Origin of the sequence: Kribbella sp., assembly GCF_035655035.1 — a bacterium.
In the GTDB taxonomy this organism is placed as follows: Bacteria; Actinomycetota; Actinomycetes; order Propionibacteriales; family Kribbellaceae; genus Kribbella.
In genome coordinates this window covers 1-11,344 of record NZ_DASRVN010000358.1, presented here as the reverse complement: position 1 = coordinate 11,344, position 11,344 = coordinate 1, and the positions used below count along the sequence as shown (strand labels likewise).

At 70.4% G+C, this 11,344-nt stretch carries 10 protein-coding genes and 1 tRNA gene; 5 read left to right on the top strand and 6 right to left on the bottom strand.

The features are described from left to right. Window positions 1–1,887: AMP-binding protein (locus tag VFF46_RS19935; RefSeq protein ID WP_325038666.1), on the bottom strand; the 1,887-nt coding region annotated here is incomplete at its 3' end. A 367-nt stretch (window positions 1,888–2,254) separates the two neighbouring features. Continuing rightward, window positions 2,255–3,166: a LysR family transcriptional regulator gene (locus VFF46_RS19930; protein ID WP_325038665.1), complete on the bottom strand. Its 912-nt coding sequence runs from the start codon at window positions 3,164–3,166 to the stop codon at window positions 2,255–2,257. 71 nt (window positions 3,167–3,237) lie between these two features. Here VFF46_RS19930 and VFF46_RS19925 point away from each other — a divergent pair, with 71 nt between their 5' ends. The 3 genes from VFF46_RS19925 (at window position 3,238) to VFF46_RS19915 (ending at window position 6,184) form a co-directional block, all read left to right on the top strand. After that, window positions 3,238–4,173, top strand: a complete 936-nt coding sequence (locus VFF46_RS19925) for an SDR family NAD(P)-dependent oxidoreductase (protein WP_325038664.1) — start codon at window positions 3,238–3,240, stop codon at window positions 4,171–4,173. A gap of 13 nt (window positions 4,174–4,186) precedes the next feature. Then, window positions 4,187–5,029, top strand: a complete 843-nt coding sequence (locus tag VFF46_RS19920; RefSeq protein ID WP_325038663.1) for an SDR family NAD(P)-dependent oxidoreductase — start codon at window positions 4,187–4,189, stop codon at window positions 5,027–5,029. A gap of 87 nt (window positions 5,030–5,116) precedes the next feature. After that, complete coding sequence (locus VFF46_RS19915; RefSeq protein ID WP_325038662.1) at window positions 5,117–6,184, top strand: serine hydrolase domain-containing protein; 1,068 nt, start codon at window positions 5,117–5,119, stop codon at window positions 6,182–6,184. On the opposite strand, the gene VFF46_RS19910 is transcribed toward VFF46_RS19915, so the two are convergent. After that, entirely contained in the window at window positions 6,185–6,625 is a 441-nt protein-coding gene (locus VFF46_RS19910; protein WP_325038661.1) for a MarR family winged helix-turn-helix transcriptional regulator, read from the bottom strand. Between the two features lie 60 nt (window positions 6,626–6,685). Here VFF46_RS19910 and VFF46_RS19905 point away from each other — a divergent pair, with 60 nt between their 5' ends. Continuing rightward, window positions 6,686–7,033 carry a hypothetical protein gene (locus tag VFF46_RS19905; RefSeq protein WP_325038660.1) on the top strand — a complete coding sequence of 116 codons (348 nt, stop codon included), beginning with the start codon at window positions 6,686–6,688 and terminating at the stop codon, window positions 7,031–7,033. Between the two features lie 7 nt (window positions 7,034–7,040). Here the strand turns inward: VFF46_RS19905 and VFF46_RS19900 are convergent. The 3 genes from VFF46_RS19900 to VFF46_RS19890 all read right to left on the bottom strand — a co-directional run bounded on the left by VFF46_RS19900 (window position 7,041) and on the right by VFF46_RS19890 (window position 8,044). Further along, a tRNA-Val gene (locus VFF46_RS19900) sits at window positions 7,041–7,112 on the bottom strand. A gap of 21 nt (window positions 7,113–7,133) precedes the next feature. Continuing rightward, window positions 7,134–7,604 carry a peroxiredoxin gene (locus VFF46_RS19895; RefSeq protein ID WP_325038659.1) on the bottom strand — a complete coding sequence of 157 codons (471 nt, stop codon included), beginning with the start codon at window positions 7,602–7,604 and terminating at the stop codon, window positions 7,134–7,136. After that, window positions 7,601–8,044 (bottom strand): DUF3052 domain-containing protein, encoded by a 444-nt coding sequence (locus tag VFF46_RS19890; RefSeq protein ID WP_325038658.1) that lies wholly within the window; start codon window positions 8,042–8,044, stop codon window positions 7,601–7,603. Before VFF46_RS19890 ends, VFF46_RS19895 begins: the two co-directional genes overlap by 4 nt. 319 nt (window positions 8,045–8,363) lie before the next feature. Between VFF46_RS19890 and aceE the strand changes: the two genes are divergently transcribed. After that, window positions 8,364–11,090, top strand: a complete 2,727-nt coding sequence (aceE, locus tag VFF46_RS19885) for a pyruvate dehydrogenase (acetyl-transferring), homodimeric type (protein WP_325038667.1) — start codon at window positions 8,364–8,366, stop codon at window positions 11,088–11,090. Window positions 11,091–11,344 lie beyond the last annotated feature (254 nt).

Sequence of the window (11,344 nt, the reverse complement as noted above, 5' to 3'; positions counted from 1 at the left end):
GGGGAGTTCGGTGGTGCGCTCGGACGGGTCCTCGTCGGCGTACGGGGTGGTTTCGGGGGTGGTCGACGGGCCTTGGCCGGTGGGGCCGCTGGCCGGGGTGGCGCCGGCCGGTTCTACGTGCGGGTGGGTCGCGGGTACGAGGGTGCCGTCGAGCCAGCGTTGTTTGAGGAGGGGGCGGAGGATCTTGCCGCCGGGGGTGGTGGGGAAGTCGCGGTGCGGTACGCCGACCACCTGGGCGACCAGGCCCAGCCGGGTCTGGATCAGGCTGCGGATGGCCTGGTCCATGCCGGGGACCGAGTTGGCGGTCAGGGCGTAGAACACGACCAGGCGGTCGGTGCCGGTCTCCTCGTCGGCGACGCCGCAGGCGGCGACCAGGCCGTGTTCGGCGCCGACCACCGTGGCGGCGACGGATTCGATGTCGTGGGCGTAGTGCAGCTTGCCGGACATGATGATGCGTTCGCTGTCCCGGCCGGTGATGACGACCTGGCCGCCGGTGATGAAGCCCTGGTCGCCGGTCGCGAGCCACTTGCGGGCGGCCCAGTTGCCGACCGGGAACGCGACCCGGTCGGCCTCGAGGTTCCCGAGGTACCCGGGCGTCACGCGCGCGGACGCGACCTGCAGCTGACCGATCCGGCCTTCGGGCAGTACGGCGCCGTTCGGCGCGACGATGCGTACCGTCGTACCGGGAGCAGGCGCGCCCACTGACACCAGCGACAGCACCCCCGGCGCTTCGACGCGCGGTGCACCGGGGCGGGCGACGGCGACCTTGCCGGAGGACGGGCGCTGGTCGACCCACTCGACGACGCCGGTCGGCGGGATCCGGACGCGGTGCACGTTCGGGGTCAGGCCGGGCCGCGCGAACGTGATCCCGGTGACCGTCTCGGTCATCCCCCACGCAGCGACGAACGTCTCCGGTACGACGCCGAACCGGTTCGTGACGCGCAGGAACTCCGACATCACCGGCACCGTGATCTGCTCGCCGCCGCTGACCAGGCTGCGCAGCGCGGACAGGTCCCAGTGCCGGTCCGGCTCCCCCGCGACCGCGGCGGTCGCGAGCCGGTACCCGAAGTTCGGCGACCACGAGTGGTTGACCCGGTGCTGCTCCATCAGGTCGAACCAGCGCAGCGGGTTCGCCAGCACCCAGTCCGTGTTCACGTGGATGTTCGTGCACCCGGTGAACACGGGCAGCAGGTGGTACAGCAGGAACGCCCCGCTACGGTCCAGCGGCAGCCAGTTCAGCGTCGTCTGACCGGGGCGGACCGGGAGCATGGCCGGCGTACCGGCGGCGAACTCGACCAGCCCGCGATGCGTCAGCTGCACCATCTTCGGCGTACCGGTCGACCCCGAGGACAGCATCAGTACGGCGACATCGTCCGCGGCCGGGCGGTGGAAGTCGGAGGTCGGCTCGTGGCCGGCCATCGCGTCCGGGTCGAGGACCGGGAGGCCGAGGTCGTTCGGCAGGTCGGAGGGCCGGCCGATCAGCACCGTCCAGCCGAGCAGGTCGGTGATCTTGCGGAGCCGCTCGCGGCCCTCCTCGGTACGGTCGCCGGCCGGGTGCGGGGCGACCAGCAGCGGCCGGATGCCGCCGAGCGTGCAGGCCCAGAACGACGCGAAGAACCCGACGGGCTCGGTGCAGTGCACGACCGCGGGGTCCCCGGCCCGTACGCCGTTCGCGCGCAGGCCGGCGAGGATCCGGGCGGCGAGTTCGAGCAGCGTCGGGAAGTCGAGCTTGGTCTCCCGGCCGTCGGCGCCGATCTCGACGACGCCGGCACCGGCGAAGTCCCGCGCCGCCCGGAGCAGCGCGCTCGGCAGGTCCCGGGGGTACCCGGCGGGAATCATCAACGCCGGCCCGGTGGAGATCGCCGGCCGGTCCGCACCACTTCTCACGCCGATGCCACCACCAGCGGGGACGCAGGTACGACGGGACGCGGGCACGGGCCACCGCTGAGCGAGGCCGGTTGGCGACCCACGGACACGTGCCTCCCCAACTGGACGGAGCGGGTACCGGGCGGACCCGCCTCACACTTTCACACCGAGCTGCTGCCCCGTTTCCATCAGCCGGAACAGATGCCGTGACCGGGTACACCCGGTGCGTCATCGCGCCGACCGACAGCCGTGAACCCTACCAGCCGCAACCCGCCCTGGAGGAGTCCGTTCTCACCAGCCGAAGGTTAAGAATCCCGGCCGTCGCCGACACCGGTGACAACGAGTGTGCGGGCGATCCGGTACGGGTCCGTGACCGATCCGGGACCGGTCATCCGCCGGTGCCGATTGCCGCCGTACGCAGCGCGGCCGCGAGGCGAACGACCGGTTCCGGCAACGGCTGCGGCAGGTGCGCGAGCAGGATCCGCCGCTCCTCCGCGGGACCGCCGCGGACCGGCAGGATCCGGACCCCGGGCGGTACGACGGCTTCGAGCGCGGCGGGGATCGTCGTGATGCCGGCCCCCGCGGCGACCAACTGCACCTTGGCCAGCCAGTCCCGCGCGGTGTGCACGATCAGCGGCCGTTCGTCGAGCCCCGGCCAGACGCCCATCACCCGGTCGTCCCCGGGTCCGGCGATCCAGCCCCGGCCGCGCAGGTCGGCGATGTCGATGAACTCACCGCGAGCGAGCGGGTGCTCAGCCGGTACGGCGACCCGCAGGCTGCGCTGGGTCAGCACCTGCAACTCCAGCGCCGGTGACTCGGTGTCCGGCGGCCGGAACGGCGGCGCCGACGACAGCAGGGCCAGGTCCAGCGTTCCGGCGCGCAACGCCCGGACCAACGCGGGGGTGTTGCCCTCACGGGTGAGCACGGTGACGGCCGGATGCGTACGGCGCAACGCCGCGACAGCCTGCGGCACCACCCAGCTGCCGGCGCTCGCGAACCAGCCGAGCCGGACCGTGCCCTGCTCATCGGGCAGACCGGCCAGCTCCCGCGAGGCGGCGTCCACCTCGTCGATGACGGCCGCCGCACGCCGTACGACGACTCGCCCGGCCGCGGTCAGGCGTACGCCGTCGTACCGGCGCTCCAGCAACGCCGTACCGGCGGCGCGTTCCAGGGACGCGATCTGGCGGGACACCGCGGACTGGGTGTAGCCGAGGGCCGTGGCAGCGGCGGTGAGCGTGCCGCGTTCGGCCACCTCGCGGAAGACCCGCAGCGCGGTCAGTGAGGCATCGGTGAAGGCCATGACGTCTACGCATACCACGGTTGAGGATCTTTCGCTGGTGGCATGACCTCGCACTGCCTAGCGTGACAGGTATGAGCCTGATCAAAACCTCGTTCGGATTCACCAGCACTGCCGCCGAAGTCGCCACCGGCGTCGACCTGACCGGCCGCCGCGCCGTGGTCACCGGCGCCTCGTCCGGGCTCGGCCTGGAGACCGCCCGGGCGCTGGCCGCGACCGGCGCCGACGTCGTCCTGGCCGTGCGCGACACCGCCGCCGGCGAACTCGCCGCCAAGGAGATCACCGGCAGCACCGGGAACCCCGCGGTCCGGGTCGGCCGGGTGGACCTGACGGACCTCGCCTCGGTCGACGCGTTCGCGACCTCCTGGGACGGACCGTTGCACATCCTGGTCAACAACGCCGGCGTGATGGCCTGCCCGGAGCGGTACACGCAGCAGCGCTGGGAGTGGCAGTTCGCCACGAACCATCTCGGCCACTTCGCGCTGGCCACCGGCCTGCACGACGCCCTGGCCGCCGACGGCTCGGCCCGGATCGTGGTCGTCAGTTCGACCGGCCACCAGACGTCGCCGATCGTGTGGGACGACGTCAACTTCGCGTTCCGCCCGTACGACCCCTGGCTGGCGTACGGCCAGTCGAAGACCGCGAACGTGCTGTTCGCGGTCGAGGCGACCCGCCGGTGGGCCCGCGACGGCATCACCGCGAACGCCCTGATGCCCGGCGCGATCTACACCAACCTGCAACGCCACACCGGCGGACGCGGGAGCGGCCGGGTCCCGGCGGAGCTGATCAAGACCGTCGAGCAGGGCGCCGCGACGTCGGTCCTGCTCGCGACCGCGCCGCAACTGGACGGGATCGGCGGACGGTACTTCGCCGACTGCAACGAGACGGCGACTATCGACCGGCGCGGGGAGGCACCGCCACTGCACGGTGTCGCCCGGTACGCCGTGGACCCGGACAACGCGCGACGCCTGTGGAGCCTGTCCCGCACGCTGCTCGCGACCGCGGCCTGAAACGGAGGACCTGATGACCACTGTTCCGAAGGTCGCGCTGGTCACCGGCGCCACCCAGGGCCTCGGCCTGGCACTGGTCGAGGCGCTCGCCCAGCGCCTGTCGCCCGAGGACACCGTGTACCTCACCGGCCGCAGCCTCGACCGGGTCACCGAGGCGGTGGCCGCGACGCCCGCCGGCGGCGCCCGGGTACGCGGCGAGATCCTCGACGTGACCACCCCGGACGCGGCCGAACGGCTGGCCGCCGAACTGGCCGGCCGGCACGGCGGCGTCGACATCGTGTTCGGCAACGCCGTGATGCGGGTCGGCCCGGACGACGACCCGCGGCTGATCGTCGACGCGTACGCCGACGTGAACAACTTCGGGACCACCCGGGTACTGCGGGCGTTCGCCCCACGGTTGCGCGACGACGGCCGGCTGATCGTGGTCGCGAGTTCGCTGGGCACGCTGCACTACCTCGCCCCCGTGCTCCACCACCATTTCGACGGGCTGCCGACGTTGGACGCGGTCGACAAGGAGGTGGCCGCCTGGCGGGACGCCGTACGGGACGGCAGCGCACGCGGTACGGCGTGGCCCGGATTCGTGAACATTCCGTCGAAGATCGGCCAGGTCGCCGCCGTACGGGCGCTGGCCGGGCAGCGGCGGGCGGCCGACGCGGCCCGGGACATCCTGCTGGCGGCGGTGTGCCCGGGGATGATGCGGACGGCGACCTCGGCGCTGTGGTGGGACGTCAGCGATGCGCCGACGCCCGCGCAGGCCGCCGTACCGCTGGTCGAGCTCGCGCTGGGTCCGGTCGAGCCGGAGCACTACGGCGAACTCGTGCGGGACGGGCAGGTGCTTCCTTGGGCGGTCGGCTGAGGGCGTGTCAGCCGGGTGGCGGTCCGGTGTCAGGGCTGCTGGTGAGAGTGATTCGCGTCGAGAACATCACTCTCAGGAGGAGCAGGAATGTCCGTACAGGAACTGCAGCAGGCCGCGCAGGAGTTCGTTGACGCCGGGTTCGGGAGCCTCGAGTTACGGGTGCGTGACGGGAGCGGCGAGGCCGTGGCGCGGGCCGGCGTACGGGAGCTCGGAAGCAGTGAGCTGCCGCCGGAGGAGGCGCAGTTCCGGGTCGGTAGCGTGACGAAGACCTTCGTGTCGACGGTCGTGCTGCAGCTGGTGGCCGAGGGCAAGCTCGAACTCGACGGTACGATCGCGGGCCGGCTGCCGCGGTTCGCGCTGGACGAGCGGATCACCGTACGGATGCTGCTGGACCACACCAGCGGGCTGTTCAACTACACGGGCGAGTACTACCCGGACGGGACCGTCGTACCGGGGCTGCCTGCGACGGGTAAGGACTGGGCGGACAACCGGTTGCGCGGGTATACGCCGGACGAGCTGGTGGAGTTCGCGCTGGCCAAGCCGGCGCGGTTCGAGCCGGGCGCCGAGTGGAGCTACTCGAACACGAACTACTCGGTCGCGGCGCTGCTGATCGAGGCCGTCACCGGGCGGACGTTCGCCGAGGAGCTGGAGAGCCGGATCGTTAAGCCGCTCGGCCTGACCGGGACGATCGAACCGGGCGACCGGACGGACATCCCCGGTCCGCACTCGCACGGGTACCTGCGGTACCAGGACGGCGAGGAGTGGAAGGTCGTCGACGTCACCGAGCAGAACCCGTCGCTGCTGTTCGCGGCCGGCAGCATGCTCTCGACCACGCGCGACCTGCAGGTGTTCATGTCCGCTCTGCAGAGCGGCAAGCTGATCCCCGCGGACCTGCTCGCCCAGATGCGTACGCCGGAACCGAAGAGCGGCCCGCTCAACTACGGCCTCGGCCTGTTCGCCCAGGACACCGGCTCCGAAACGATCTACCACCACAACGGCAGCGCCCCCGGCGGGTACGGCGCTCTCATGTACAGCAACGCCGACGGCACCAAGACCATGACCGCCGCCATCACGATGGGCGACTCCGACATCAACATCCTCGAGGTCTTCCCGCCGACCCTCGAACGCCTGGTCACGAAGGTCTTCGGCGAGTAGTCAGGCCTGCCCGTTCAGGTCCCGCATCAGCACCGTCAACGCCTCGTCGAGCCGACTCCGGGAAACCGCGCCACCCGGCGCGGTCAACCGCTCGTCGAGCGCCTGCGTGAACTTCTCCGCCGCCTCCAGCGCTTTCTTCCCGGCCGCGGTCAACACCAGCACGTACCGCCGCCGATTCTGCGGATCGCGCTCGCGGCGCAGCAACTCCCGCGCCTCCAGGTGATCGACCAGCCGGACCACCATCCCCGGCGTGACCCCCATCAACGTCGCGACGTCGTCCTGCATCCGGGCCAGCCCGGCGTCGACCACCGCCAGTACGCCGACGTGCTTGGGCGTCAGCCCGGACTCCTTCAGGTACCGCGCGAACTCGTTCTCCAGGCTCGCCCCGACCACGGCGAGCCGGAACGCGAGCGAGTCACGGAGCGGCGTTGTCGCTTTCACAGGTCTACTGTATCGTCGATAAACACTTGACTCAGTAAACTGTTGATCGAGGGAACTGTGATGACGATCCTGCTGATCCTGAACACGCTCGCGGCGATCGCGAGTACGGCGTCCGCGTTCGCGGCACTGGCCCGCCCCGGCCTGATGACCCGCTCCACGGCCCCGACGACCGGGGAACGCATCTACACCGTCGCGTACGCCGCCCGGGCCGTCCCGTTCGGCATCGTCACGGCGATCGCGCCCTTCGTGGACCGCGGCGTCCCCACCGCCCTCGTCCTCTTCGCGGCCGCCGCCGCCCAACTCGTCGACATCGGCATCGCCACCCGCACCCGCGTCACCAGCATGCTCGCCGGCGCCACGGTCGGCGCAATCGTCCACCTGATCACGGCGATCGCCGTACTGCAGTGAAATCCGGTGGGCGAAGAGGGGATCGAACCCCCGACATCTTCCTTGTAAGGGAAGCGCTCTACCGCTGAGCTATTCGCCCGGATCGAACGACCGGAGGAGTCTACCTGAGATCTGACCCCAGCTTTGCCAGGGCCTCGGCGTAGTTGTCGGGGTTGCGGGGCTCCGGGAGCGGGTTGACGACGGACCAGCGGATGATGCCGGCGCGGTCCACGACGAAGGTGCCGCGCACGGCACAACCGCGGTCCGGGTCGAAGACGCCGTACGACGAGGCGATCGCGCCGTGTGGCCAGAAGTCGGTGAGGAGGTTGAGGCCGAGGTGTTGCGCGTCGGCGTACGCCCGGAGGGTGAACATCGGGTCGCACGAGATCGCGAGGAACTCCGCCGCTTCGAGCAGCGCCGGGCGGTCCCGGAGGGCGGTCAGTTCGCTCGTGCAGACCTGGCTGAAGGCGTACGGGTAGAACACCAGTACGACGTCCCGGTGGCCGGCGTAGTCGCTCAGCCGGACCGGTTCGCCGTACTGGTTCTGGGTCTGGAAGTCGGGTGCCCGGCTGCCTGCAGCCGGGAGCGTCACCCGCGGCGACCGGACTTCGGGACCACCAGCTTGGTCGCGGACCAGTCGTCGGTGACGCTCAGCGTGCTCGTGGTGGCCAGGCCGGCGACCGGGGCCGCCTCGGCGATGTCGCTGGTCTCGACGTACCCGTCGCGACCGACCTTCGGCGTCATCAGCCAGACCACTCCACCGGCCTTGAGGTCGGTCAGGATGTCGAAGAACGAGTCGACCAGGTCGCCGTCGTCCTCACGGAACCAGAGCAGCACCGCGTCCACGACCTCGTCGGTGTCGTCGCCGACGAATTCCTCGCCGGTGACCTCCCGGATGGCGTCACGCAGGTCGTCGTCGCAGTCGTCGTCGTACCCGATCTCCTGCACCACCCAGCCGGCCTCCAGGCCCAGCCGGGCGGCCATGTTCGGGCCGCCGCTCTTGCCGTCCGCGTGATCCGCGGTCGCGCTCACGTGTCCTCCTCCGTGGTCCCCGCTTGCCCGGGGGTAGGTGTCATAGCTCTACTACTAGCGATACAGCTAGCGGTAGTCCATCGTGACGTACCGCGTCGCGCAAGTATGCACCAGGGTTCCGTGACGTGTCCGGTATCCGCGTGCCGGGTAGCGGGCGTGTCCGCTGGGATCACGCCCGGCCCGCCGGAATCGGGCCGGAAGGGAAGGCAAAGTAGAACGCATTCCGAACAGGTGACAGGATTGCGGTGAAGACAACCAGAGAGAACGGCAGGACACCGTGGCTTCCGGACACGAACCACCAGCCATCATCACCGAGGGGATGCCCACCCAGCTCCCCGACATCGACCCCGACGAGACGCGTGAATGGGTCGAATCGCTCGACGCCGTCCTGGACGAACGGGGCAAGGCGCGAGCGCGCTTCCTGATGCTCAAGCTGATCGAGCGGGCCCGGGAGCGACAGGTCGGGGTGCCCGCGCTGCGGAGCACCGACTACATCAACTCGATCCCGCCCGAGAAGGAGCCCTGGTTCCCCGGCGACGAGCACATCGAGCGCCGGATCCGGGCCTTCATCCGGTGGAACGCCGCGGTGATGGTGAGCAAGGCCAACCGCAAGGGCCTGGAGGTCGGCGGGCACATCGCCACCTACCAGTCGGCCGCCAGCCTGTACGAAGTCGGTTTCAACCACTTCTTCCGCGGTAAGGACCACCCGGGCGGCGGCGACCAGATCTTCATCCAGGGACACGCCTCCCCCGGCATGTACGCGCGGGCCTTCCTCGAGGGCCGGCTGAGCGCGGACCAGCTGGACGGCTTCCGCCAGGAGGTCTCCCGCGGCCCGCACAACGGCCTGTCGTCGTACCCGCACCCGCGGCTGATGCCGGACTTCTGGGAGTTCCCGACCGTCTCGATGGGTCTGGCCGCGCTGAACTCGATCTACCAGGCGCGGTTCAACCGCTACCTGCACAACCGCGGCATCAAGGACACCAGCCAGCAGCACGTCTGGGCGTTCCTCGGTGACGGCGAGATGGGTGAGCCGGAGTCGCTCGGCGCGATCGGCCTGGCCGCGCGCGAGGAGCTCGACAACCTCACCTTCGTGATCAACTGCAACCTGCAGCAGCTGGACGGGCCGGTCCGCGGCAACGGCAAGGTCATCCAGGAGCTGGAGGCGTTCTTCCGCGGCGCCGGCTGGAACGTCATCAAGGTGATCTGGGGCCGGGAGTGGGACAACCTGCTGGCCCAGGACCACGACGGCGCGCTGGTGAACAAGATGAACACCACGCCGGACGGCCAGTTCCAGACGTACTCCGTCGAGTCCGGTGAGTACATCCGGGAGAACTTCTTCGGCGGCGATCAGCGGCTGCGGCAGATGGTCAGCGGGCTGTCCGACGAGGACCTGCGCAAGCTGCCGCGCGGCGGTCACGACTACCGCAAGGTGTACGCCGCGTTCAAGAGCGCGACCGAGCACGTCGGGCAGCCGACCGTGATCCTCGCCCAGACCATCAAGGGCTGGACGATCGAGGCGCTCGAGGGCCGCAACGCGACCCACCAGATGAAGAAGCTCACCTCGGACGACCTGAAGGCGTTCCGCGACCGGTTGTACCTGCCGATCGAGGACAAGGACCTCGAGGACGCGTACAACCCGCCGTACTTCCACCCCGGCACCGACTCGCCGGAGTACCAGTACATGATGGAGCGCCGCAAGCAGCTCGGCGGTTCGCTGCCGGAGCGCCGGGTGCAGCCGAAGACGCTGACGCTGCCGGGCGACGACGTGTACAAGCCGCTGTCCAAGGGCTCGCACGCGCCGGTCGCGACCACGATGGCGCTGGTCCGGCTGTTCCGGGACCTGATGAAGGACCCGGAGATCGGGCACCGGATCGTCCCGATCGCGCCGGACGAGTACCGCACGTTCGGGATGGACTCGATGTTCCCGACGGCGAAGATCTACTCGCCGCACGGCCAGAACTACGACGCCGTCGACCGCAACCTGCTGCTGTCGTGGAAGGAGTCCACGGCGGGTCAGCTGCTGCACGAGGGCATCAGCGAGGCCGGCGCGATGGGCTCGGTGCTCGCGGCGAGTACGGCGTACGCCACGCACGGTGAGCCGATGATCCCGTTCTACATCTTCTACTCGATGTTCGGGTTCCAGCGCACCGGCGACTGGATGTGGGCGCTGGGCGACCAGCTCGGCCGGGGCTTCCTGATCGGTGCCACCGCGGGCCGTACGACGCTGACCGGTGAGGGACTGCAGCACGCGGACGGTCACTCGCCGCTGCTCGCCTCGACGAACCCGGCCGCGGTGCACTACGACCCCGCGTTCGCGTACGAGATCCCGTACATCGTCAAGGACGGCCTGCGCCGGATGTACGGCTACGGGCTCGATGAGAGCAAGCCACACGGCGAGGACGTGTTCTACTACCTCACCGTCTACAACGAGCCGGTCCCGCAGCCGGCCGAGCCGGAGAACCTCGACGTCGCGGCGCTGCTGAAGGGCCTGTACCGCTTCAACGAGGGCCAGGTCGCCGACGGCGAGGACGCGCCGCGGGTGCAGCTGCTCGCGTCCGGTGTCGGGCTGCCGTGGGTGCTGAAGGCCCAGCAGATCCTCGCCGAGGAGTACTCCGTGGCGGCGGACGTCTGGTCCGTGACCTCGTGGAACGAGCTGCGCCGCGACGCGGTGGCCGCGGAGCAGCACAACCTGCTGCACCCGGACGAGCCGGAGCAGGTGCCGTTCGTGACCGAGCAGCTGAAACACACCTTGGGTCCGGTCGTCGCGGTGAGCGACTTCATGCGCGCGGTCCAGGACCAGATCTCCCGCTGGGTGCCGAACGACTTCACCTCGCTCGGTACCGACGGCTGGGGCCTGGCCGACACCCGCGCGGCCGCCCGCCGGCACTTCCAGGTCGACGCCGAGTCCGTCGTCGTCGCCACCCTGGAGATCCTCGCCAAGCGCGGCGACGTCAAGCCGGAGGTGGCCGCCGAGGCCGCCCGCAAGTACCGCATCGACGACCCGACCGCGGTCGCCGGCGTAAAACAAGAAGGCGCCGGCGCCTGACGCCAGCTCCCGGACGGGCCGCTCACCACCCGGTGAGCGGCCCGTCCGCATGTACGGCAGGCCCAGGCCGGACGCTCGGGTGGGGGCGGCGGTACTGGATCACGGGCCGGCGGGGTGCTGCGGCACGACAGGCTGACGGGCCGGTGGGTCAGGCTGGGGTGGGTGGGTGGTGGGCGATGACCTCGATTTCTACGAGGATTTCGCCGAGGTCGGCGCCGGCGGTGAGGCGGGCGGGGTAGGGAGCGGTGAAGAAC